23 protein-coding genes are annotated in these 23901 nt (G+C 64.2%); 16 read left to right on the plus strand and 7 right to left on the minus strand.

The window, feature by feature from the left end; all coding sequences use genetic code 11:
- Positions 1–52: 52 nt before the first annotated feature.
- A complete protein-coding gene (locus XH88_RS11700; RefSeq protein WP_271615507.1) occupies positions 53–622 on the plus strand; it encodes a DUF3280 domain-containing protein in 570 nt (189 codons plus the stop codon).
- A gap of 195 nt (positions 623–817) precedes the next feature.
- On the opposite strand, the gene fghA is transcribed toward XH88_RS11700, so the two are convergent.
- The gene (gene fghA / locus XH88_RS11705) at positions 818–1663 is read right to left on the minus strand and encodes an S-formylglutathione hydrolase (protein ID WP_271615508.1); all 846 of its coding nucleotides are present in this window, start codon (positions 1661–1663) and stop codon (positions 818–820) included.
- A gap of 71 nt (positions 1664–1734) precedes the next feature.
- Positions 1735–2355, minus strand: a complete 621-nt coding sequence (locus XH88_RS11710; RefSeq protein WP_271615509.1) for a response regulator — start codon at positions 2353–2355, stop codon at positions 1735–1737.
- Positions 2356–2550: 195 nt separating this feature from the next.
- Here XH88_RS11710 and XH88_RS11715 point away from each other — a divergent pair, with 195 nt between their 5' ends.
- The 6 genes from XH88_RS11715 to XH88_RS11740 all read left to right on the plus strand — a co-directional run bounded on the left by XH88_RS11715 (position 2551) and on the right by XH88_RS11740 (position 10771).
- Positions 2551–3909, plus strand: coding sequence for a histidine kinase (locus tag XH88_RS11715; RefSeq protein ID WP_271615510.1), 1359 nt, complete (start codon positions 2551–2553; stop codon positions 3907–3909).
- Between the two features lie 176 nt (positions 3910–4085).
- Complete coding sequence (locus XH88_RS11720) at positions 4086–6524, plus strand: TonB-dependent receptor (RefSeq protein WP_271615511.1); 2439 nt, start codon at positions 4086–4088, stop codon at positions 6522–6524.
- A gap of 187 nt (positions 6525–6711) precedes the next feature.
- The gene (locus XH88_RS11725; protein WP_271615512.1) at positions 6712–7119 is read left to right on the plus strand and encodes a hypothetical protein; all 408 of its coding nucleotides are present in this window, start codon (positions 6712–6714) and stop codon (positions 7117–7119) included.
- A gap of 157 nt (positions 7120–7276) precedes the next feature.
- Positions 7277–8740 (plus strand): GH1 family beta-glucosidase, encoded by a 1464-nt coding sequence (locus tag XH88_RS11730; protein WP_271615513.1) that lies wholly within the window; start codon positions 7277–7279, stop codon positions 8738–8740.
- Positions 8741–8902: 162 nt separating this feature from the next.
- A complete protein-coding gene (locus XH88_RS11735) occupies positions 8903–10135 on the plus strand; it encodes an acetyl-CoA C-acetyltransferase (protein WP_271615514.1) in 1233 nt (410 codons plus the stop codon).
- Positions 10136–10468: 333 nt separating this feature from the next.
- Positions 10469–10771, plus strand: a complete 303-nt coding sequence (locus tag XH88_RS11740; RefSeq protein ID WP_008139488.1) for an HU family DNA-binding protein — start codon at positions 10469–10471, stop codon at positions 10769–10771.
- A 71-nt stretch (positions 10772–10842) separates the two neighbouring features.
- Here XH88_RS11740 and XH88_RS11745 read toward each other — a convergent pair whose 3' ends face one another.
- The 4 genes from XH88_RS11745 to XH88_RS11760 all read right to left on the minus strand — a co-directional run bounded on the left by XH88_RS11745 (position 10843) and on the right by XH88_RS11760 (position 14545).
- Entirely contained in the window at positions 10843–10998 is a 156-nt protein-coding gene (locus XH88_RS11745; protein WP_271615515.1) for a hypothetical protein, read from the minus strand.
- Between the two features lie 5 nt (positions 10999–11003).
- Positions 11004–13397 carry an endopeptidase La gene (gene lon / locus XH88_RS11750; protein WP_271615516.1) on the minus strand — a complete coding sequence of 798 codons (2394 nt, stop codon included), beginning with the start codon at positions 13395–13397 and terminating at the stop codon, positions 11004–11006.
- An 8-nt stretch (positions 13398–13405) separates the two neighbouring features.
- Complete coding sequence (locus tag XH88_RS11755; protein ID WP_092299959.1) at positions 13406–13789, minus strand: Hsp20/alpha crystallin family protein; 384 nt, start codon at positions 13787–13789, stop codon at positions 13406–13408.
- A 186-nt stretch (positions 13790–13975) separates the two neighbouring features.
- A complete protein-coding gene (locus tag XH88_RS11760; protein ID WP_271615517.1) occupies positions 13976–14545 on the minus strand; it encodes a YciE/YciF ferroxidase family protein in 570 nt (189 codons plus the stop codon).
- Between the two features lie 149 nt (positions 14546–14694).
- Here XH88_RS11760 and XH88_RS11765 point away from each other — a divergent pair, with 149 nt between their 5' ends.
- The 5 genes from XH88_RS11765 (at position 14695) to XH88_RS11785 (ending at position 19909) form a co-directional block, all read left to right on the plus strand.
- On the plus strand, positions 14695–15321 hold the full coding sequence (locus XH88_RS11765; protein ID WP_271615518.1) for a MarC family protein: 627 nt from the start codon (positions 14695–14697) through the stop codon (positions 15319–15321).
- 171 nt (positions 15322–15492) lie between these two features.
- Positions 15493–16146 carry an L-fuculose-phosphate aldolase gene (locus XH88_RS11770; RefSeq protein WP_271615519.1) on the plus strand — a complete coding sequence of 218 codons (654 nt, stop codon included), beginning with the start codon at positions 15493–15495 and terminating at the stop codon, positions 16144–16146.
- 8 nt (positions 16147–16154) lie between these two features.
- Positions 16155–17942, plus strand: a complete 1788-nt coding sequence (locus XH88_RS11775; RefSeq protein ID WP_271615520.1) for a chloride channel protein — start codon at positions 16155–16157, stop codon at positions 17940–17942.
- A gap of 129 nt (positions 17943–18071) precedes the next feature.
- Positions 18072–19391 (plus strand): alpha/beta hydrolase, encoded by a 1320-nt coding sequence (locus XH88_RS11780; RefSeq protein ID WP_271615521.1) that lies wholly within the window; start codon positions 18072–18074, stop codon positions 19389–19391.
- Between the two features lie 134 nt (positions 19392–19525).
- Positions 19526–19909, plus strand: a complete 384-nt coding sequence (locus XH88_RS11785; RefSeq protein ID WP_271615522.1) for a hypothetical protein — start codon at positions 19526–19528, stop codon at positions 19907–19909.
- Between the two features lie 842 nt (positions 19910–20751).
- Here XH88_RS11785 and XH88_RS11790 read toward each other — a convergent pair.
- Positions 20752–21159, minus strand: coding sequence for a hypothetical protein (locus tag XH88_RS11790; protein ID WP_271615523.1), 408 nt, complete (start codon positions 21157–21159; stop codon positions 20752–20754).
- Between the two features lie 41 nt (positions 21160–21200).
- On the opposite strand from XH88_RS11790, the gene XH88_RS11795 reads away from it, so the two are divergent.
- From XH88_RS11795 to uraD, 4 genes are all read left to right on the plus strand, one after another.
- The gene (locus tag XH88_RS11795; protein WP_271615524.1) at positions 21201–21479 is read left to right on the plus strand and encodes a hypothetical protein; all 279 of its coding nucleotides are present in this window, start codon (positions 21201–21203) and stop codon (positions 21477–21479) included.
- A 90-nt stretch (positions 21480–21569) separates the two neighbouring features.
- A complete protein-coding gene (locus tag XH88_RS11800) occupies positions 21570–21983 on the plus strand; it encodes a DUF3830 family protein (RefSeq protein WP_271615525.1) in 414 nt (137 codons plus the stop codon).
- The gene (gene puuE / locus XH88_RS11805; RefSeq protein WP_271615526.1) at positions 21984–22919 is read left to right on the plus strand and encodes an allantoinase PuuE; all 936 of its coding nucleotides are present in this window, start codon (positions 21984–21986) and stop codon (positions 22917–22919) included. It abuts the gene before it with no gap.
- Positions 22920–22926: 7 nt separating this feature from the next.
- A complete protein-coding gene (uraD, locus tag XH88_RS11810) occupies positions 22927–23814 on the plus strand; it encodes a 2-oxo-4-hydroxy-4-carboxy-5-ureidoimidazoline decarboxylase (RefSeq protein ID WP_271615537.1) in 888 nt (295 codons plus the stop codon).
- The last annotated feature ends 87 nt before the right edge of the window (positions 23815–23901 follow it).

Genomic DNA, 23901 nt, shown 5'->3' on the forward strand with positions numbered 1-23901 from the left:
CCAAAAATCCTCCCGGCTTGACCGCCGGTGGAGAATTGTTTCTGCTGGAAGCATGACCGATTTGGCAAGGCTTGCAACCCCGCATTTCGTCCGCACGCGCGCAAGCGCCGGAATCACGATCGTGCGAGCGCTGCTGTGTTTCGCCGCATTGCTCTCGACGGGATCGGCCGCGTTCGCCGATCCGCCGAAACTTGCCGTGTTCGATTTCGAGCTGGTCGACACCAGCCTGCCCGGCGAGTTCTACGGCTCCAAGCCCGAGGAGGCACGCCTTGCTCGCATCAGCGAGCAGCTGCGCAAGGAACTGGCCGATTCAGGCAAGTTCCAGGTGCTCGATATTGCGCCTGTCAGGGATGCTGCCCGTCATAGCAATCTGCAAGCCTGCGGCGGCTGCGATCTCAAGCTTGCCGCTCAGCTGGGCGCCGATGTCGAAATCACCGGCATGGTGCAGAAGGTCTCGAACCTGATTATCAACCTGAACATCTATCTACGCGACGTGAAGACCGGCAATATGATCACGGCGGCAAGCGCCGACATGCGCGGCAATACGGATGAAACCTGGTTGCGCACGATGAGCTATCTGATCCGCAATCGCCTGCTCGCGCCGAACTACGGCAAGCCGTAGTAGGATATTCTCTCGGCGAGCGCCGCTCCACCCTCTCCCCTTGTGGAAGAGGGTGGCTTCGCAAAGCGAAGCCGGGTGAGCGACTATCTCTCCGCGAGTCCAACTCTCATTGAATGCGCGGTGGAAGACCCCTCATCCGACGCTTCGCGCCACCTTCTCCCACAAGGGGAGAAGGAAGAAAGCATCGAGCAGCCTTCACCCCTTCAGCCGCTCCGCATGCCAGTGCAGATGATCGCTCATGAAGGTCGAGATGAAATAATAGCTGTGGTCATAGCCCGGCTGACGCCGCAGCGTCAGCGGGATGTTGGCCTTGGTGCAGGCGGCCTGGAGCAATTCGGGCTTGAGCTGCTCCTTGAGGAAGTTGTCGGCCTCGCCGACATCGACCAGGAAGCCTGAATACTTGGCGCCGTCCTCGATCAGCGCCACCGTGTCGTGGCTGCGCCAGGCATCCTTGTTCGGCCCGAGATAGCCGGTCAGCGCCTTGATCCCCCATGGCACCTGTGACGGCGCCACGATCGGGGCGAAGGCGCTGGCCGCGCGATAGCGGTGCGGGTTGCGCAGCGCCACCGTCAGCGCGCCGTGGCCGCCCATCGAATGGCCCATCACCGATTGGCGCTTAGCATCGACGGGAAAATGTCCCGCTACGAGTTTGGGCAATTCGTCGGTGACATAGCTCCACATGCGGTAGTTGCGCGCGAACGGCTCTTGTGTGGCATCGACATAGAAGCCGGCCCCTAACCCGAAATCATAGGCATTGTTGGCATCACCAGGCACGTCGGGCCCGCGCGGGCTCGTGTCGGGCGCGACGAAGATCAGGCCGAGTTCGGCGCAGGCCCGGCGGAATTCGCCCTTCTCGGTGACGTTGGCATGCGTGCAGGTGAGGCCGGAGAGGTACCAGACCGCAGGCAGCTTGGCGCCGTCGGCATGCGGGGGAACATAGACCGAGAACACCATGTCGGTTCCGGTGACTTGGCTCGCGTGGCGATACACGCCCTGCACGCCGCCGTAGGATCGATTGGTCGAGACAGTCTGGATCGTCATGCCGTTAGCTCCCTGGCATCTCACCACATCGAGAATGCAATGCTTGTGTGACCGAAATTGTGGCGCGCTTGTTACGCCACGCCGCTGTCGATCGCCAGCCGCACCAGTTCGACCGAGGTCTTCACTCCGAGCTTCTGGCGCATGATCGAGGAGGTGTTGGCGACCGTCTTGTAGGACGATTGCACCAGCCAGGCGATCTCGGACAGGCTTTTTCCGGCGCTCAGCAGCCGCAGGATCTCCATCTCGCGTGCGTTCAGCTTCGAGAGCGGGCTCTGGGCCAACGTGGGACCAGCGAAAGCGATGCTGCGCGCGATCTCGCTCGGCAGATAAGTGCTGCCGCCACCGACGGTGCGGATCGCCTCGACCAGATCATCGGGGTCGCCAGTCTTTGAAACATAGCCCTTGGCGCCGCATTCGATCGCGCGGGCGGCGAAGGCGGGGTCGTCGTTCATGCTGAACATGATGATGCGCGCTTCCGGCGCGCGCTCGAGGATGCGGCGCGCAAGTTCGAAGCCGGAAACGGTCGGCAGGTTGATGTCGATGACACAAAGGTCGGGGCGCTCGACGATGAAGATGCTCTCGCCATCCTCGGCATCGGCGGCTTCCAGAATCTCGATCTCGCCTTCGTCGGCCAATACGGCGCGGCAGCCGGAGGCGACAATGGGATGATCGTCGACGATCAGAATGCGCATAGGCGTTTCCCCGTGACAGCGCGTTCCGGTCGAACTTGCCTGTTTTCGCGCCGCATGATGCCGAACGAGGAAGTGTCTCCGGTCATGCAACCCGGCCGGGATTGCTGTACGCTTCCGATTAGATATCGGGCGCTTTGCCTCTGTCAACGCTATCGGACAGGCGCACGCGGTCCTTGGGTAGGGCAGACGAAAGCAATGTGGCAAAATCTATCCTTGCGCGGGCGCATCAACCTTCTGCTGGCGCTGCTGCTTGCGCTCGGGCTCGCCGTCAACATCGCCCGCCAGGTTGCGGAGGCCGCTCCCCGCGTGCAGGCCGAGGACCAGAGCGTGATCCGGCTGGCGCGCGAATTCATCGAAATGATCGTTGCCGATCTCAACGAGGCGCCGGATCCCGATGCCCGGCTGAACCAGATCGCGCGTGACCTCAATCGCCTGCGCCATGTCAGCATCGCGCTCCGGGATGCCGGCGGGAACCCGCTGACGCCGCCGCGGCCCGAGACCGATGATGACACGCCCGGGCCGCCGGCCTGGTTCGTCAACCTGGTTCATCCCGAGCAGACCGCTGTCAGCGTGCCGGTCTCTGTCCATGGCAGGTCAGGCTCGCTCGTCATCACCTCGCATCCCAATGACGAGATCGCCGAGATCTGGGATGCGATTCTCACGCAGCTCGAGGTCGGATCAGTGATCGCTTTGGTGCTGTTTCTGGTCATGATGAATGTGGTCGGCCGGGCGCTCGCGCCGCTCGAGTCGCTGGCGCAAACCATGGCCGAGATCGAGGACGGCGACTACGATGCGCGCGTCACGCCTGGCGGCGCGCCCGAGCTCGCGGCGATCTGCACAAAACTCAATCATCTGGCGGCAACCCTTGGCGAGGCGGTCGAGGACAAGCGGCGGCTTGCCGAGCGCGCGGTATCGCTCCAGGACGTCGAGCGCAAGGAGATCGCGCGCGAGCTGCATGACGAGTTTGGACCGTATCTGTTCTCGCTGCGCGCGCATGCCAGCGCGCTGGCGAAGCTGTCCGACGGACGGGCGCCAAGTGCAGAGGCCGTGCGAAAGCACGGTGGCGCACTGCTCGAGCAGATCAATGCGCTGCAGCAGTTCACCCGTCGCGTGCTGGAGCGCTTGAGGCCGGTCGGCCTTGCCGAGCTTGGTCTTGGCAAGGCGCTGGAATCGCTGTCGCGGCTGTGGCGGGAATCGCGTCCCGACGTGAGGATCGAGACCACAGTCTCGCCAGCGCTCGGCGTCATGGGGGAGACCGCCGACCTCACCATCTACCGCGTCGTGCAGGAGGCGCTCACCAATGCATTCCGCCACGCCGGCGCGACCGCGATCAAGGTGGTGATCGAGCCGGCGGAGCAGCCGGGTCGCGACGGCCGCTTCTGTGCCCGGGTGCGGATCAGCGACAACGGTCACGGTATGGAGCCCGGCCAGAAACTCGGCTTCGGTCTTGTCGGCATGCGCGAGCGCATCCTGGCGCTGGGCGGCACGCTCAACGTGGTGTCGGGCGAGGGCGGCGTCACCATCGAGGCACTGGTTCCGACTGCAGAGGCCTGACCATGTCCGATGAGGAAAATTTCAAATCGGGAAGAATTCCCGATTTGGTCGGGAAAATGGGTGCGGATATTGCCCGACCTTTTGTGGCTGGTGCATCCGTAAGGGGCGACTACACTTCTCCAGGCAATCGGCGACGTTCAAAACAGCCGACGCGTGGGAATGGGGACGGGCAGGGGATGGGCGCGCGAAAGCTTTTGATCGCTTCTATGTCGACGGGGCTGGTGTTTTGGACCGACGCGGGCATGGCCGCGACGGATGAAGACACCAACGTCCAGAATTTGCCCGCGGTCGAGGTGGTGGCGCCGCAGCCAGCTGCGCGACGAAGCGCGCCGCGAACGGCGGCACGTGTCGTGAACTCCGGCAAACCCAAAAGTCGCATCTACGTCTATCCAACGGCGCCCGGCAATGCGAAGGGCCTCGACGTCGACAAGATTCCCTCCAGCATCAATGCGGTCGATGCCAGCCAGATCAAGCGGACCGGCTCGCTGAACGTGACGGATGCGCTGCGCGACAACGTCGCCGGCGTCAACATCACCGAGGTGAGCGGTAATCCGTTCCAGCCGAATGTCGAGTTTCGCGGCTTTGTCGCCTCGCCGATCACAGGTACACCGCAAGGGCTCGCTGTCTACCAGAATGGCGTGCGCATCAACGAGGCGTTTACTGACAGCGTCAATTGGGACCTGATCCCGACCGCTGCGATCCGGTCGGTCACCGTGGTGACCAACAATCCGGCCTTCGGGCTCAATGCACTCGGCGGCGCCGTCAATCTGCAAATGAAGGACGGCTTTACCTACCAGGGCGCCGAGATCGACACGATGGGTGGTTCGTTCGGGCGCATCCAGAGCTCGGCGCAATGGGGCAAGCAGGTCGACGCCAATTACGGCGTCTATGCCGCGCTCGAAGGCCTGCACGACAACGGCTTCCGCACCTCCTCGCAATCGGACGTGCGACGCTTCTACGGCGATGTCGGCTACAAGGGTGGGGACAGCGAATTCCACGTCAATATGGGGCTCGCCAACAACAATTTCGGCGCGTCCGCCACCGTTCCCGCCGAGCTGTTGCAGCAATATTGGGGCGCGATCTACACCAACCCCCAGACCACCAACAACCGGGTCGGCTACGTCAACCTCACCGGCAAGGTCGACGCCACGCCGACCTGGACGTTCGAAGGCACCGCGCATGCGCGCGTGTTCGAGCAGCGCGTGGCCGACGGCAACCCTACCAATGTGCAGGAATGCGCCGTGGCCAGCTTGCTCTGCTTTGACGACAATACGACGCCGGCGAACGGTCTCAATGGTGCCCAGCTCACCAATCCCTTCCCCTCGGGAACACTGCTCGGCGAGCTCGACCGAACGACGACACGGTCGACCACGTCAGGCGTCTCCGGCCAGGCGACCAACACGGACAGGCTGTTCGATCATGAGAACCGTTTCGTGCTCGGCGCCAGCTTCGATGCCAGCGTCACGCGATTCAACGCCACGGCCGAACTTGGGACCATCGGCTCGGACTTCGTCGTCACCGGCAGCGGAATTCTTCTCGGCAAATCCGGCACGCCCGCGACCGGCGAAATGGGGCCGGTGTCGCTGCGCACTGTCAATCAATATACCGGCCTCTATGCGCTCGACACCTTCAACGTGACCGATGCCTTCGCCATCACCGGCGGCGGCCGCTTCAACCACGCCCATGTCACGCTGGAGGACCAGCTCGGCATCGATCTCAACGGCGATCACACCTATGACCGCTTCAACCCTGTGATCGGCGGCACCTACAAGATCACGCCGGAGCTCACCGCCTATGCCGGCTACTCCGAGGCCAACCGGGTGCCGACCCCGCTCGAGCTCGGTTGCGCCGATCCGAATAATCCGTGCCTCATCGCGTCCTTTCTGGTCTCCGATCCGCCGCTGAAGCAGGTGGTGTCCAAGACGGTCGAAGCTGGCCTGCGCGGCACGAAGGAACTGAACATCGGCACGCTCGGCTGGAAGGTCGGCGGCTTCCGCGCCACCAATTATGACGACATCATGGGTCTGCCCGTGGCGGGGCGGCAGGGGTTTGGCTTCTTCCAGAACGTCGGCGCGACACGCCGGCAGGGTTTAGAGGCCGAGGTCAATCTGAAATCGGAAGCGCTTCAGTTTCATGCCAGCTACGCCTTCGTGGACGCGCGTTTTCTCGACGCTCTCGAGCTGTCGTCCAATAGCCCGACGGCCAAGCCCAATGGCGGCCTCATCCAGGTCGTGCCCGGCAACCAGATTCCGGCCGTGCCGCGCCACCGCATCAAGGCCGGTGTCGAATATGCCGTGACCGACGTCTGGAAGATCGGTGGCGAGGCGCTATGGGTTTCCAGCCAGTATTTGGTCGGCGATGAAGCCAATGTCGAGGCCAAGCTGCCGTCCTACGCCGTGTTCAACCTGCACACGTCGTACCAGGTCGCCAAGAACGTGCAGGTCTACGGCAGGGTCGACAACATCTTCGATAACCGCTACGCGACCTACGGCACCTTCTTCGACACCACCGCGGTGCCCAATTTCAGCAATGGCGGAGCCCCCTTCACCGACCCGCGCTCGCTGAGCCCGGCACGGCCGCGCGCGTTCTATGCCGGGATGCGGGTGACATTCTGAGGCAGGTCGGGAGTGCGGGCGCCCTCCACCGCGGATTGGGCGCAAGGCGCGGCAGTTGCCGCGGGTCTGGACGAATGGAGTAACGGTTTGTCCACGTCCCCGGATTGGCACGGGCTGTGCAATTAATGGTTTCTTAGCGCTAGTTGTGCCGATGATCAGCACAGGAAGACCAAGGGAGACTGCTCCCATGCTGAAGGACGGTACCTATGCGGCATGGTTCCAGACGCCGCTCGACCAAGGCACCGGCATCGTCCATGTCGCAGACGGCCAGATTTGGGGCCGCGACAGCCTGATGACGTATCACGGCTCTTGTAAGATCGATGGCGATCGCTTCACCGCGACCGTGTCCACGAAGCGTCATACTGAGGGACGTGACACGGTCTTCGGCGTCTATGATGAGCTCACGCTGGACATCGAGGGGACGTGCCCCGGCAAGATTGCGACCTATACGGCGACATCAGGGCAGGCGCGGGGAGTCATCCTTCAGGGAACGCTCATTCTGACGGAACAGCCGGCGGCGGCATCCGAACGGGCAACGCAGATTCCGGTCTTCAATCCCGATAAGCTGCCAAAGCTGCCGAAACGATCGCGCTGAGCGCAGGAGCCGGCGCGGCCGGCCGCATCGCCTGCTTCGACATGTCGCGCCCGGGAGCAGCGCAATTCTGCATCCTCAAAAATTTGGTGCCGGCGCTTCTCAAACCGCCTGCGTCCCGTCATTGTGCCGCCGCATCAATCAATTCGAGGCAGCGTCAATGTCGGACAAGGTCTCGCGTCGCCAGTTCGCGAAAATCGCGGGGGTGTCGGCAGCTGCAATGACGGGCCCGCTTGAGGTCGCCGACGCCAGGCCGGCTACGGAGTCGCGCAACGTGGCAAGTTTCCCGACGGGCTTTGTCTGGGGTACGGCGACGTCGTCCTATCAGGTCGAGGGGGCGGTCAATGAGGACGGGCGGGGGGCCTCGATCTGGGACAAGTTCGTCCGCATCCCCGGCAAGATCGAGGACGGCACCACGGGCGATCGCGCCGTCGAGCATTATCATCGCTACAAGGACGACATCGCACGCATCAAGGAGCTCGGCTGCAAGGCCTATCGCTTCTCGGTGGCATGGCCGCGGGTGTTCCCGGACGGTGACGGCAAGCCCAATCCGAAAGGACTGGACTTCTACAATCGCCTGGTCGACGAGCTCCTGAAGAACGGCATCGAGCCGTGGCTGACGCTTTATCATTGGGACCTGCCGCAATCGCTCCAGGACCGGTTCGGCGGCTGGCGCTCGACCGAGACCTGCAAGATCTTCGGCGACTATTCGGCCTATGTCGCCGAGCAGCTGACCGATCGCGTCAAGAACGTGTTCACGCTGAACGAGAGCGGCCGCTTCGTCTATTTCGGCTATGGCATCGGCATCGACGCGCCGGGCCTCACCTTGCCGCAAGCCGACGTGAACCAGATCAGGCACAACACCGCGCTCGCGCACGGGCTCGCGGTGCAGGCGGTGCGCGCCCATGGCCGCGCCGGCACGCGTGTCGGCCCGGCCGAGAACGTCGATGCCTGCATTCCCGCGATCGATACGCCGGAGAATGTGCGTGCCACCGAGATCGCGTTGCGCGAGCTGAATGCCGGCTATCTCAACGTCATCATGACCGGCCGCTACACCGACGCATTTCTGAAATATGCCGGCGCCAATGCACCAAAATACACGGACGCGGAACTGAAGATCATCTCCTCGCCGGTCGACTTCCTCGGCCTCAACATCTACGCGCCGCAGCATTACATCGTCGCGACCGACCAGGGCGCGGGCTTCATGCCGCTGCCGATCCCGAAATCGTTTCCGCACATGAATTCGGACTGGCTGCGCGTCGGCCCCGAGACGATCTACTGGGTGCCGAAGCTGGCTGCCAGAATCTGGAAGACGAATGAGATCTATATCAGCGAAAACGGCGCCTCCGGCGACGACCAGGTCATGCAAGACGGCAAGATCTGTGACACGGACCGTATCATGTACTTGCGCAACTATCTCGCCCAGCTCCAGCGCGCCACCGCCGAGGGCGTTCCGGTGCGCGGCTACTTTCTATGGAGCCTGATGGACAATTTCGAATGGGTGTTCGGGCTCAACAAGCGCTTTGGGCTTTATCATGTCAATTTCGAAACCCAGGTGCGGACGCCAAAGCTGAGTGCGAGCTTCTATCGCAACGTGATCGCGAACAACGCGGCGGGGGCGTAGTCGCTTCAACAATGCAGAGGCCGTCATGCCCGGCCGGCCATGACGTGGCGAATGCTTTCGCGTCGCGGAAAATGCACGCGAGGGGCGTAAACGCCGCGCATTGACTCCGTCATGCCCCTGATTCAAAACCGCCACCAACACTCATAACAAGGGGACACGCCCATGACCGACGCGCTGATCATCGATGCCTGCCGCACGCCTCGCGGCGTCGGCAAGGCGGGCAAGGGAGCCCTCTCCGGAATTCATCCGCAGCAGTTAGGTGCCACCGTGCTGCGCGCGCTCGCCGATCGCACCGGCATCAACACGGCAGATGTCGACGATATCGTCTGGGGCTGCAGCGCGCAGGTTGCGACGCAAAGTGGTGATCTCGGCCGCATGTCGGCGCTCGATGCCGGCTATGACGTGCGCGCCAGCGCCGTGACGCTGGATCGCTTTTGCGGCTCCGGCATCACCAGCGTCAACATGGCGGCAAGCTCGATCATGGCGGGCGCGGAAGACCTCGTCATCGCCGGCGGCTGCGAGATGATGTCGATGGAAGGGCGCCGCGGCGGCGGTCCGATGATGATGGACTCCGGCAATTTGCGGCTTCGGGCGCGGCATCCGCAGTCGCATCAGGGCGTCTGCGCCGATGCCATCGCGACGCTGGAAGGCATCACGCGGCAGGACGTCGACGCGCTCGGGCTGGAGAGCCAGAAGCGCGCCGCGCAGGCGATTGCCGCAGGCCACTTCAAAAAGAGCCTCGTGCCCGTGCATCGCGAAGACGGCAGCCTCGCACTGGACCACGAAGAATATCCGCGGCCGCAAACCACGATGGAAGGGCTCGCTGCGCTGAAGCCGGCGTTCCCGGCCATCGCCGACTATGCGCTGGACGACAAGGGCACGACCTATCGCGGCCTGATCCTGCAGAAATATCCCGATCTCGACATCGATTTCGTGCATCACGCCGGCAACTCGTCCGGCGTCGTCGACGGCGCCGCGGCGATCCTGCTGGCGTCACCGTCTTACGCCAAGGCGCATGGCCTTAAAGCCCGCGCCCGCGTGGTTGCGATGGCGAATATGGGGGACTCGCCGACCTTGATGCTGAACGCGCCGGTGCCGGCCACGCGCAAGGTGCTGGCGAAGGCGGGATTGACCATCGACGACATCGACCTGTTCGAGATCAACGAGGCCTTCGCGGTCGTGGCGGAAAAATATATCCGTGATCTCAAGCTCGACCGTGCCAAGGTCAACGTCAATGGCGGCTCGATCGCGCTCGGCCACCCCATCGGCGCGACTGGCTCGATCCTGATCGGGACCGTGCTCGACGAGCTCGAACGGCGCGACCTCAGGCGCGGTCTCGTCACCATGTGCGCGGCCGGCGGCATGGCGCCAGCGATCATCATCGAGCGCATCTAGCTCGCCGAACCGCGGAAAAACAGGGAGAAAGCGCCGCAGTGCGACGATCCAGCCTTATTTTTCAGGGTGAATCGCGTTCCTCGTCCGGCAAAGAGGCCGGTCGTCGCTTGTCGAAAGCATCGAATCAGCTTTAGCAAGGCTGCTTGCGGGCCTTTGAAACAAGGCAAAAACCGTTGCCGAAGCTGCCTTCCGCTCCGGAAGCCGCTAAAATGCAGGGGTTTTTGTCACGAGGGGCCAAAAAAGCCCGTAAAATCGCGACAAAACTGTGCAGAAGGCTATAGGCCTTCGCCGGTTGGTCTAATATGCAACCGGCAACGAATCAGAGGAGACACGATGCCAGCCCAAATGTCCAAATCGCAGTTGATCGAAAAGATTGCGACCGCCACCGAGCTTTCCAAGCGCGACGTCAAGAGCGTCATGGAGACGCTGACCGACGTCGGCCACAAGGAGCTCAAGAAGAACGGCCTGTTCCTGGTGCCGGGCTTCGCCAAGTTCGTGGTCATCAAGAAGCCCGCGACCAAGGCGCGCAAGGGCACCAACCCGTTCACGGGTGAAGAGATGATGTTCAAGGCCAAGCCGGCCCGGAAGATCGTCCGCGCCCGCCCGGTCAAGGCCGCCAAGGACGCCGTGGCCTGATAACGCAAAGGCCCCCTCGTATGGAGGGGGCCTTTTGTCTGGGGCAGCCGCGAGGGCCTGAGACGGAGGGCTCAACCCTTGCGGCGCTTCACCCGGACCGGGATCGGCGCAAACCGTGGCTCCGGTCCCGCGAGCGCATCGTGCACCCGGTCGATGGCACGATCGAGCAGCCGGCGCAGCCGCTGCGCTTTCCGCGATTTCCTCGCATCTTCCAGCAGTTTCTTCATCGCATTCACTCCGCCGCTTCGACCTTGGCTGCGACCGGTTCGAGCGCGGCGGCGATGGCTTCGTCGACGCGCTCCAGCCAGATGAATTCGAGGTTGTCCCGCGCGCTCTTCGGGATGTCGTCGTAGTCCCGCTTGTTGCGCGCCGGCAGCATCACCCGCTTCAATCCGGCGGCGGCCGCAGCCACCACCTTCTCCTTGATGCCGCCAACAGGCAGCACCAGGCCGCGCAGCGAGATCTCGCCGGTCATCGCCGTGTCGCTGCGCACCGTGCGATTGGTAAGCAGCGACGTCAGCGCCGTGAACATCGCCACACCCGCGCTCGGCCCGTCCTTCGGGGTCGCGCCCGCCGGGACGTGAACGTGGATGTCGCTCTTCTCGAACAGCTGGGGATCGATGCCGAGCTGCGTGGCCCTGCTCTTCACCAGCGTCATCGCCGCCTGAACGCTCTCGCGCATGACGTCGCCGAGCTGGCCGGTCAGGATCATCCCGCCCTTGCCGGGCACCCGCGAGGCCTCGATGAACAGGATATCGCCGCCGACCGGCGTCCAGGCAAGGCCGGTGGCCACGCCGGGAATGCTGGTGCGCTGGGCGATCTCGCCCTCGAAGCGTGGTTGGCCAAGCACGGTGGCGATGTCCTTCGTCGTCACCACGATCTTGGCGACCGTGCCTTCGGCGACCTGCACCGCGGCATGGCGGAACAGCTTGCCGATCTCGCGCTCAAGATTACGCACGCCGGCCTCGCGGGTGTAACCCTTGACCACCAGCTTCAGCGCCTCCGGCTCGATCTCGGCCTGCTCGGCCGTGAGGCCGTTGGCCTCGAGCTGCCGCCGCACCAGGTAGCGCCGTGCGATCTCCAGCTTCTCGTCCTCGGTGTAACCGGCGAGACTGATCAGCTCCATGCGGTCCAGCAGCGGACCCGGGATCTGGTCCAGCATGTTGGCGGTCGCGATGAAGACCACGCGCGACAGGTCGAAGGGCACGCCCAGGTAATTGTCCCGGAACGTCCCGTTCTGCTCGGGGTCAAGCACCTCCAGCATGGCGGCCGAGGGATCCCCCTGCACGCCACGGCCCATCTTGTCGATCTCGTCCAGCATCATGACGCAGTTCCTTGCGCCAGCCTTCTTGATGCCCTGGATGATGTTGCCGGGCAGCGCGCCGATGTAGGTGCGGCGGTGACCGCGGATCTCGGCCTCGTCATGCACGCCGCCGAGGCTGACGCGCACGAAGGGGCGCCCCATCGCGCGTGCGATGGATTGGCCGAGCGAGGTCTTGCCGACGCCGGGTGGACCGACGAAGCACAGGATCGGAGCCTTGCCCTGCGGCGCCAGCTTGCGCACCGCCAGATATTCGATGATCCGGCTCTTGATCTTCTCCAGGCCGAAATGGTCGGCATCCAGGATGGCGCGCGCCTCCTTGATGTCGATCGGCTTCTCCGCGGGCAGCGCCCAGGGCAACTCGATCAGCCAATCCAGATAGGTGCGGACCATGCCGGCTTCGCCTGCGGCCTCCGGCATGCGCTCGTAGCGGCGCAGCTCCTTCTTGGCATGCGCGTCCGCCTCCGGCGGCATGTCGGCCTTGGCGATCGCAGCCGTCAGCTCGGCGACCTCGGCGGCCTTGCCGTCGCCTTCGCCCAGCTGGCGCTGGATGGTTGCCATCTGCTCGCGCAGGATCGCCTCGCGCTGCCGCTCGTCGAAGCTGGCGCGGGTCTTCTGGCCTATTTCATTGCTGATGCGCAGCACCTCCAGCCGTTCGGCCAGGTGCTTCGACACCTTCTCGACGCGCAGAGCGAGGTCGATGGTCTCCAGCACCTCCTGCTTGTCCTGCGGCTTGATGTCCATGAACGACGTCGCCAGGTCCGCCAGCGCGCCGGGCGCGGTCGTGCCCTGGAACATCGCGGCCAGCTCGGGCGGCGCCTGCGGCAGCAGCTCGATCGCCTCGATGGCTTGGCGTTGCAGGTTCAGCGCCCGCGCCTCGATCTCCGGCGAGGACGTGGTCGGCTCGGGGATCTGCTGGATGCGCGCGGCCGGGAACGGCGTCCCCGGCAGGAAGTCGAGAATCCGCGCGCGCTGCACGCCCTGGCAGACGATGTGATGGGTGCCGTCGGGCGCGGTGATGTAGCGCACGATGTTGGCGATGGTTGCGACCCGATAGAGATCGTCCGGACCGGGCTCGTCGATCTCGGGGCTGCGTTGCATGACGATGCCGATCGGCCGCTGCTCGCGCAGCGCCTGCTGTGCGGCGGCGACCGACTTCGGCCGTGCGATCGCGATCGGCGCGATGGCGCCGGGAAACAGCACCATCTCCCGCACGGGGATGATGATCAGTGCGTCTTCGGGAATCTTCACGTCGGAACCGTTCTGGGAATTGGGCTGTGCGGTATTCATCTGTTCGGTGGTCATGATCGACCTCAGGATTTGGCAAGGCGCAGTGCGACGCAGCCGTCCATCACGAAGCGGCTGATGGCGTAGCGGCCAAGGGGAAGCGCGATGCGCCGCTCGAAGCGCCCCTGCGGCAGCTCGAGCCGATGGATGCGGGCGTTGCGAAGCTCTGGCGGCAGCGTGCGCTGGCCGGAGATGATAAGCACGCCGTCATGGATCACCGTCTCGACATTGTCGGGATTGACGCCGGGAAGCGCGACCAGGATCAGGAGCTCATGCTCGGTCTCGAGCACGTCGATCGGCGGCTCCCAGCACGCTTCCTGACGGCCGAACTGCTGGCGCATGCGTTCGCCGCGGGTCAGCTGGTCCAGGGCCTCGGACAGCATCCAGTCGAAGGGGTTTTTGGGTTGCATGGCAAGACTCGGGGAAGGCGCTGCGGTTGGAAAACGGGGATATGGGGATGGTTCCCGCAAATTCCAGCATCGCGCGCTTGCAGCATGCCTGGTCCTCGAAGGCGGGGAGACCCCTTGCAGTCAGACGCATCGACGCCGCGGAGATGTTCCGCGGCGTCGAAGGCAACAATTGGACGGGCCCTGAAATCAGGCGGCAGCCGGGTAGTCTGCTTCCGCCTCGAGATTGATGACCGATGTGGCGAGTTCGCTCAGCGTGTGGTCGGTCGCCTCTTCCTCGTCCAGCGTCTCCTGAAGCAGACTTGCCGCGTCCTGCATGCCGAGTTCCTCGGCCCAGGTGCGTAGCGTGCCGTAGCGGGAGATTTCGTAATGCTCGACGGCCTGTGCCGCGGCGAGCAGGCCGGCGTCGAGGGCAGGAGCGTTCTTGAAGTCCTTCATGATCTCGGCGCCCTCTTCGGTGATGCCGTTGATCGCTTCGCAGGGCTTGCCGCGTGCCGGCTTGCCCAGCATCTTGAAGATCTGGTCGAGACGTTTGACCTGGCCCTGCGTCTCCCGCAGATGCTTGTTGAAGGCGGCCGCGAGGTCCTTTGAGTTCGCGGCCTTGGCCATCTTGGGCAGGGTCCTGATGATCTTGTTCTCCGCGAAATAGATGTCCTTCAGCGTTTCCAGAAACAGGTCGCTCAGCATCTTGGGCGCCTGACGCGGGCGGCGCGATGCGGTCCTTTTCCTGGATGCACGTTTCTTTGCTTGCTTAGCCATAAATCCTCCTCATGAGGCGACACGGGAAGGCATGCGCTTCCTCAATCCTCACGCGATCAAGAGCCGGGGCAAGCAAATGTTCCTCGCGAAGGCCCGCGCGAGCCGCTATGGCTGGCCGCCACAACCACGCTCGCCGAGACACCTGACCCATGCTCGACTTCGCCCTGTCCGCCTTCGTCACGCTGCTGCTGGTGGTCGATCCCGTCGGCCTGGCACCGGCGTTTCTGGCCGCGACCGGAGGCATGCCGGACAAGATCAAGCGGACGGCCGCGCTGCGGGCGCCGTTCATCGCGGCCTCGATCCTGGTCGTGATCGCGCTGGTCGGAAACTGGCTGTTGCGCCAACTCGGGATCGGCATCCCCGCGTTTCAGATCGCCGGAGGGCTGCTGCTGTTCGGCGTCTCCTATCAGATGATCTTCGGCGACCGGCCGCATCGCGAGGCGCGGGAGGCCGACAAGGCAACCGCGGAGCACGCCTCCGACGTCGCCGTGTTTCCGCTCACCATCCCCATGATGGCCGGTCCCGGGGCGATCGCGACCACGCTGCTGCTGGCCGGTGATGCCGGCTATGGCGCCAGGCTCGCCATCATCATGGCCGTCGTCCTCTCCGTCAGCCTGCTCTGCATGCTCTGCTTCGTCTCGGCGCACCTGATCGCGCGGACGCTGGGGCGCACCGGCAATGCCGTGCTCTCGCGCGTGCTCGGCATGCTGCTCGCGGCCTATTCGGTTCAGTTCGTGATCAATGGGGTCGCGGCCGTCCGGGCCAGCCTCTCCTAGGACTGTGACGAACTGTTAATCCATTGATTTTACACTCGATTTCATGGTGCGACGAGGGCGCAGGCAAGGCCGCGCCCGAACAGGTCCGCTTTCGCTTGCGCTGCCACATTGCTTTGACGTACTTCCCCTCTAACAAGCGCCCATCGCGAAGAAGGTGGAGACGAGATCGAGATGTCGATGACAGGGGACGAGCTCGGCAAGAGACAGGCCATCATCGACGCCTGCCGTCGCATGAACGCGCTCGGCATCAACCAGGGGACATCAGGCAATATCAGCGTGCGTTTTGGCAATGGGCTGCTGATTACGCCGACCAGCGTGCCCTATGACACCATGACGCCGGACCAGATCGTCTTCATGGGGCTGGACGGCTCGCATGCCGCCGACCAGAAGCCATCCAGCGAGTGGCGCTTCCATCTGGACATTCTGAAGGCGCGTGCCGACATCGGCGCCGTCGTGCACGCCCATCCGACCTATTGCACCATCCTGGCGATCATGGGCGTGGAGATCCCGCCGGTGCACTACATGATCGCGGCCGCCGGCGGCGACAGCATCCGCTGCGCACCCTACGCCACTTTCGGCACGGCGGAACTGTCCGAGCATGCGGTGCGCGCGCTGGAGGGGCGGCTCGCCTGCCTGCTCGACCATCACGGCATGATCGCCGTCGGCAAGACGCTCGACAAGGCGATGTGGCTCGCCGTCGAGGTCGAGACATTGGCGCGGCAATATCACGGCTGTCTCCAGATCGGTAAACCGCCGCTCTTGTCGAGCGCCGAGATCGAACGAGTCCGCCAGCGCATGGCCGGCTACGGCCTATCGGAAGGCTAGGGCGGGCAGTGTTCGCGCGGATCAGATATTTCGTCGACGGCAAGGGCACCAACCGTACCATGGTGCGGCTGCGCGCGCTGTTGCGTAGCAACGAGTTCTACCTGATCCCGCTCGCGCTCGTGATCGGCACGCTGGCCGGCGCGATCGTGACGCTGATGGCCGAGATCGCGCAGATCGCCCACGTCATCATCTATGGCATCCCGATCGACGTGCGTCTGTCGGCCAACACCTATATCAGTCCCTGGGCAGCGATGATCGCCCCGGCGATGGGCGGCCTCTCGCTTGGCGTCATGGAATGGTGGCGGCGACGGCTGAAGATTTCCAGCGCGGTCGACCCGATCGAGGCCAATGCGCTGCGTGGCGGCAATCTGTCGATGCGCGACAGCGTCGTGGTGTCGAGCCAGACGTTGATCTCGAACGGCTGCGGCGCCTCGGTCGGCCTCGAGGCCGGCTATACCCAGATCGGCTCGGGTATCGCCTCGTTGCTCGGGAAATTCTTCAATCTTCGCCGCAACGACCTCCGCCTGGTCGTCGGCTGCGGCTCTGCGGCGGCGATCGCGGCGGCCTTCGGCGCGCCGATCACCGGCGCGTTCTACGCCTGCGAGCTGATCGTCGGCGTCTATGCGGTCGGCAGCGCCGCGCCGATCCTGGCGGCGTCGTTGGCGGGCGCGCTCACCGCGCAATGGCTCGGCGGCGCGCCTTACTCGCTCGAAATCCCCAAGGTCAGCGCCGTCGGCGTCGAGCAATATCTGGCCCTGATCGGGTTGGCTCTCGCGACCAGCGGCGTCGGCATCGCCGTGATGCGGTCCTCTCCGGCGTTCGAACGGCTGTTCGCCTGGCTGCCGGTCTGGCTGCGACCGGTGCTCGGCGGTCTCATCGTCGGCAGCTTCGCCCTCGTCACGCCGCAGGTGCTCGCGGCCGGCCACGGCGCTATGGTGCTCGATCTCTTCCACGACATGACGATCGGCCTGGTCGCGATCATCATCGCGCTGAAGGTAACGGCCTGCCTGATCTCGCTGGCCTCCGGCTTCCGCGGCGGTCTCTTCTTCGCCTCGCTGTTCGTCGGCAGCCTGATCGGAAAATTCTTCGCCGCGGTGCTGCTCCTGATCAGCCCCAACTTCGCGATCGACCCGCTGGTGGCGATGTTGACCGGCATGGCAACGCTGGGCGTCGCCATCGTCGGTGGGCCCCTGACCATGTCGTTCCTCGTGCTCGAGATGACCCGCAATGTCGACGTTACCGCCGTGGTGCTGGCCGGCTGCATCGTCACCTCGATCTGCGTGCGCTTCATGTTCGGCCATTCCTTCTCGACCTGGCGCCTGCATCTGCGCGGCGAGACCATCCGCAGCGCCAACGACGTCGGCTGGCTCCGCAACCTGACCGTCGAGCGGCTGATGCGCTCCGACGTCGGCAAGGTGCCGTCAACCACCACCATCGCCGCGACACGGCGGGAATTCGTGCTGGGATCGCGGCCCGGCATCGTCATCGTCAACAATGCTGACGAATATGTCGGTCTTGTCCTGCTGCCCGATCTGTTCTCCAGCGACCTCGACACCATCGCCGACGACATCCAGGTCATCGAGCTTGCCCGCCTGACCGACATCGTGCTGATCCCGGAAATGAACGTAAAGAGCGCGATGGCGGTATTCGACGAGGCCGAGGCCGAAATGCTGGCGGTGGTCGATTCCACCGACAGCCGCAAGGTGGTCGGCTTCCTGACCGAGACCTTTGCCCGCCGCCGCTATGTCGAGGAAATCGACAAGGCCACGCGCGGCGTGCTGGGCGCGTTGTCGTAAGCCGAGCTCGCCCCGGGGCAGGCTGCCCCGGCACGCTGAGCGGACTTGCAAGATCGTTCACAACCTCTAGGCTAGGGATGGACGGTCAGGCTAGTCGCCTTGGCCGCATTCCGCGACGAGGGACGTGCGATGTCGGACACGCTTCGCCTGTTGCTTGCCTTGCTCGAACTCGGGCCGCGGCTGAAGGATCTGCTCGGCGACAAATGGCCTCCTTACGCTGAGGAATTGCAGCAGCTCGCTGGCCGCGCCGGCCAGGGCGAGGACCCGGACAAGCTTCGCCAATCGCTCGATCTCCTGGTCGTGCGGCTGCTCGCGGAGCCGCCCGCGGTGGAATTGATCGAGCGATTGGTGGAAAACATGGCGGCGCCCCTTGCCACCCGGGAGACCGTTACGCGCCGCGGCCGGGTGTCGCCGCGCGTCGTTCCGGACACCGTCCAGCCGAGCACGGATCAAGCGACTGGCGTTGTCACCATCCCCGTCTTCTACGGCACGGATCGCGCGAGGGGCGACGACACGCCGGCGAGTTATTTTCGCGGCAAGCGCGGGGAGCTTGCGTTCGGGGTCGCTGAAGTCAGCGTGCCCACGCGCGGCCGCGAGGTCGGTCAGCTCACCGGACCCAGCTGGTGGATATTCGAACGCTCGCCCAATCCGGAAAAGCACGTGATCCTCAAAAGCGTGGGCGCGCTTGGCCGGGACGCCTTCGTCACCACCTTGAAGGATTCGCTTGCCGCGGCAGATTTGCACGACGTCCTGATCTTCGTGCACGGTTACAACGTGACATTCGAGGATGCGGCGCGGCGCGCCGGGCAACTTTCGGTGGATCTGAAATTCGCCGGCAGGACGCTGCTGTATAGCTGGGCCTCGGCGGCGGATACCAAAAAGTACACTGTGGACGAGAGCACGATCGACTGGTCGCGAGATCATTTCGAGGCGTTCCTCAAGCTCGCGCTCGGTGAGGTCGGCGCCGGCAAGGTTCACATCATCGCGCACAGCATGGGCAACCGCGCGGTGATCAACACGCTCGAACGCGCCACGTCCTGGCCATTGCCGGCCGGCGCCGCCAAGCTCGGCCAGATCATCTTTGCCGCCCCCGACATCGACCGCGACCGCTTCGTCCAGCTCGCAGCGAAATTCAAAGGCTGCGCCGCGCGCGTCACGCTCTATGCCTCCTCGCGCGACGTCGCGCTGCTGGCCTCGAAATTCGTGCACGGCTACCCCCGGGCGGGCGAGGCCGGCGAGGCGCTGACGATCGTCGACGGCGTCGATACGATCGACGCGTCGCTGGTCGACACCAGCTTGGTCGGCCTGCGCCATTCCTATTTCGGCGAGAAGCGCTCGATCCTGAACGACATCTTCAACCTGATCGCGCAGCAACTCGCCCCCGACCAGCGCTTCGACCTCCAGGCCGCAGGCGATGCGGTTCGGAGGTACTGGAGGTATCGGGCCTGAACGTCATTTGGAGCGGGGCAGTCCACAATCGTTCAAAGCGCGGCAGATTGCCGCGATCGCGCAACCATTTCAGTGCTTTGCGCATTATGTGTTGTTTCCCTATCTCTTCTTTGGTGAGAGCAGAGGACATCAGGATGAGTGACAGGTCCGTGAATTCGAGAGTTGGCCGCGCTGCGCTGGCTGCGTTCACCAGTTTCGCCCTGGTCGTGGCGTCCCTGTCGCCGTCGTCTGCCGCGTCTCCGATGCCTGCCAAGGCAACGCCTGCCGTGGCGGGGCAGGGGACATCCAACGCGACCGATTTCAGCGCCGCGCGGCGTCACCATTATCGGTATTATCGGCGCGGACCGAACGCTGCGGGACTCGCCTTCATGGGCCTCGCGGCCGGCCTGATCGGCGGCGCGATCGCCGAGAGCCGCCGCCAGGAATATTACGACAACTACTATTATGGCGGCCCGCGCTATTATGGCCCAGGCTACGGCTATTATGGCGGCCCGGGCTACTACTACAATCCGTACTGATGTTTGCCTGACGGGCAACACACCGCAAATGCTGTCAATCCCTTCCGGTAAAAACATTCCGCTTTACCGAAATTCGGAAATGTCGTATGTGTCGTCCATCCCGGCTTGATCCTGAGGGGCGATCGTCCGTCGTCACGTTTGCGAGCCGGGGATGCGGTGGACGCGGCAGCGTCGGCACGAAAGGGTGCGGGCAGGGCGGGTAGTCCCTGTGAGCCCCAAACCGCGTGTGGACGAACGACGCTGTCCAGTTCGTCGCGCCAACATTTTTCCCGCAATGTCGACAGCGCGGGAAAACCCTGTGGCCGGCGAACGCGCGTACGGCAAAACCGTGTGGTCCTGGCCGTCGTTGCTACGGTCAAGCTGTCGCGGAGATGTAGAGCGCCCAACCGGGTTAACTGCATCGTCAATTCGCGAGGCGAGGGAGGCCAGAAGGAATTCGGCTCCCGGGAGAGCGCGGCATAAGCCGTCAAACCACTGCGCAGGGAAGGCCGTGTGTTGGGCCACACCTGTATGCTGCTGTGCGGTCTTTTTGCGTCACATTTTCGCGCAGCAGACCGCGGGTGCCAGGTCCGCACCCGGTCTTCCCTGCGCCCTCTTGGATCAGAGGGCGGCGAGATCAAGCAAAGCTCGGGCGAATTGAGCCGCGAGGCTGCGAAGGCGCGTCTGCGTCTGCTCATTCGGTGTCATCGCCCGGCTTGCCGCGTTCGCTGAAGCTTCGGCGCGCCGAGCCCCCCTGTGGGCCTCGGCGTAGCCTTGGCGGAGCCGGGACCGGGCGATCCAGTATTCCAGAGGCCGCTGTGATCGAGCCGAGAAGCTGCGGCGAGCAGCCTTGCTCTATCTCCTCACCGGCCCGCCGGGGCCGACATTGCGCCGTTGGCGTAGCGCGACCAGTCGGGAGCCGTCGGTTGCGATGGCCAGATGGCGGCGTTGGAATCGCGCACCGACTGCGTGATGGGGGCAGGCCGCGCCTTGCGAATATGGTGGCGGTCGCTCGCCGCGGCGGTCTGGATGGTGATGGCAGCGATCAGCGTGGCGCCGAGAATGGTGAAGATCTTTTGCATGGTTGTTTCTCCCGCGACGACGCTCCGGCAATGAGACTGTTTTTTCTGCGCGTCGTCGCGGCTGACATGGCGATGCGTCCCGTCGAATATCAGCCTCGCCAGCTTCACGATGGGGCGAGCTAATTTTTTGGTCCCGGCTAAAAATTCGGCAATCGCCGCGCCGGGCCCGATGGACTTGACCGGCGCCATCAGGTTGAATGGGGCAACTGAGGTTTTTAGGCGCGACAACGATGTCGAAATATCTGCTGATCCTGCTTTTGATCGCCACGCCGGCTGCGGCGCAGGTGAAGCCCGCTCCCAAGACCTCGGCGGCCCGTCCCGACCCCTGCGCTCCGATCGGGCGCACCGCGGACGGCAAGCTGGTCTATTCCATGAAATGCGAGAGCCTGCCGGCGCCGCCTGCGCCCCCGCCGCAGACGGAACTGAAGGAGGCTCCCGCGCCGGCCGCCGAGCCGGAGCCGGAGGTGAGGCGGAGCGGCCTGTTCGGTTGGTCTTACGACCGCAGGTGAAGGGGCGAGCGCCACTTGCGCGAAGCTCCGCGGAGTGCTTCTTGCTTGCAGGTTCCCGGGAGGCCTGGGCCTCCGACCCAGAGTGATGAGATGAGCAAACTCGTTATTCGCGCCGGTGATTTCACCTTCGGCGCTCGCTTCGAAGAGCAGGCGGCGCCCAAGACCGTTGCGGCGTTCCGCAAGGCGCTGCCGTTCGAGAGTCACATCATCCATGTGCGCTGGAGCGGCGAAGGCGTCTGGATGCCGCTCGGCGATTTCGACTTCGGCGTTGGTTACGAGAACCATACCAGCTATCCCGCGCCGGGGCAGATCATCCTCTACCCCGGCGGTATCAGCGAGACCGAGATCCTGCTTGCCTATGGCGCCGTCCGCTTCGCCAGCAAGATGGGCCAGCTCGCCGGCAATCACTTCATCACGCTGACCTCGGGCCTTGAGAATCTGATGACGCTGGGCAAGAGCGTGCTGTGGAAGGGCGCGCTACCGATCCGTTTCGAGGAAGTCTGAGTGACCGATATCAACTACCCCCGCGATCTCCGCGGCTACGGCCGCAACCCGCCGCATCCAGAGTGGCCCGGCCATGCACGGGTCGCGGTGCAGTTTGTCGTCAATTTCGAGGAAGGCGGCGAGAACAACATTTTGCATGGCGACCGCGCCTCGGAAGCGTTCCTGTCCGACGTGCTCGGCGCGCAACCCTGGCCGGGCCAGCGTCACGCCAATATCGAATCCATGTTCGAATATGGCTCGCGCGCCGGCTTCTGGCGGCTGTGGCGGATGTTCAATGAGCGGAAGTGGCCGACCACGGTGTTCGGGGTCGCTACCGCCCTGCAGCGCAATCCGGAAATCGTCGCGGCGATGAAGGAGTCCGGCTGGGATATCGCGAGCCACAGCCTGAAATGGATCGAGCACAAGGACATGACGGAAGCGCAGGAGCGCGCCGAGATCGCCGAGGCGATCCGCGTCCATACCGAGGCCACCGGTGCGCGGCCGCTCGGCTGGTACACCGGCCGCTCCTCGATCAACACAATCAAGCTGCTGATGGAGGAGGGCGGCTTCCTCTATCTGTGCGACTCCTATGCCGACGATCTGCCCTATTGGGTCAAGGGCGCGAACGGAAAGCAGCTCATCATTCCCTATACGCTTGACGCCAACGACATGCGGTTCATCAATCCGCAGGGCTTTGCCGAAGGCGAGCAGTTTTACACCTACCTCAAGGACGCCTTCGACGTGCTCTATGCGGAAGGGCGGACGGCGCCGAAGATGATGTCGGTGGGGCTGCACTGCCGTCTCGCCGGCCGGCCTGGCCGTGCCGCGGGCCTGATCCGCTTCCTCGACTACATCGGCAAGCACGACCGCGTCTGGGTGCCGACGCGGCTCCAGATCGCGCAGCATTGGCACGACAAGCACGCGCATCTCGCCGCCGACGCGTTCGAGATCGGGTAAAGACGTGATGGCGCAAGTCCCGCTCGCCGATCTCAATGCCGCAAGCAAGGCCGATTTCGTCGCGGCGCTCGCCAATGTCGTCGAATATTCGCAGTGGATCGCCGAGCAGATCGCCGCGCAGCGTCCGTTTGCCGGCATCAATCAGCTGCATGCCGCGCTGATGGCGGCGATTCAGGCCGCAGAACCCGATGTGCAGCTGGCGCTGATCCGCGCGCATCCCGATCTCGCCAACAAGACCCAGCGCGCGGCGGGCCTGACGGCGGAATCGACCGACGAGCAGAACAGCGCGGGCCTCGACCGTCTTTCGGAAGCGGAATATGCGGCGTTCGAGCGCGTCAACAACGCCTATCGCGAAAAGTTCGGCTTCCCCTATATCGTCTGCGTGCGGCGTCACACCAAGGATTCCGTGCTGCGCGACTTCGAGACGCGGTTGCGCAATATCGCCAAAACAGAGACGCGCCGCGCGATCGAGGAGATCGGCCGCATCTCGGCGTTGCGGCTGGATCAGCTCGTCGTCGCCGACGACAAGTTGAAAGTGCACGGCCGGCTTTCGACCCATGTGCTGGACAATCATGCGGGCAAACCCGCATCCGGGATTGCAGTGGAGCTGGTCGAGCTCGCTGCGCTCGGCGAGAGCCGCGTGATCGCGCGTACCGTCACCAACGTGGATGGCCGCACCGACCAGCCGCTGATCGGCGGGCGCCCGCTGCCGATCGGTCGCTACGAGCTTCGCTTCAGCATCGGCAAATATTACGCCGGGCGCAACGTACAGCTCGCGGATCCGCCGTTCCTCGACGAGATTCCACTGCGCTTCGCGATCAGTGAGCCGGAGGGGCACTACCACGTGCCGCTGCTGGTCACGCCGTGGAGCTATTCGACTTATCGCGGGAGCTAGAGCATCCGGCGACTGAGTTGAATCGAAAGTGATGGAGGGATGGCTTCCGGCGCGTCGATTATCGTGAGTCCATAAGGTCTCTGATTC

This window comes from Bradyrhizobium sp. CCBAU 51627 (assembly GCF_028128765.1).
In the GTDB taxonomy this organism is placed as follows: domain Bacteria; phylum Pseudomonadota; class Alphaproteobacteria; order Rhizobiales; family Xanthobacteraceae; genus Bradyrhizobium.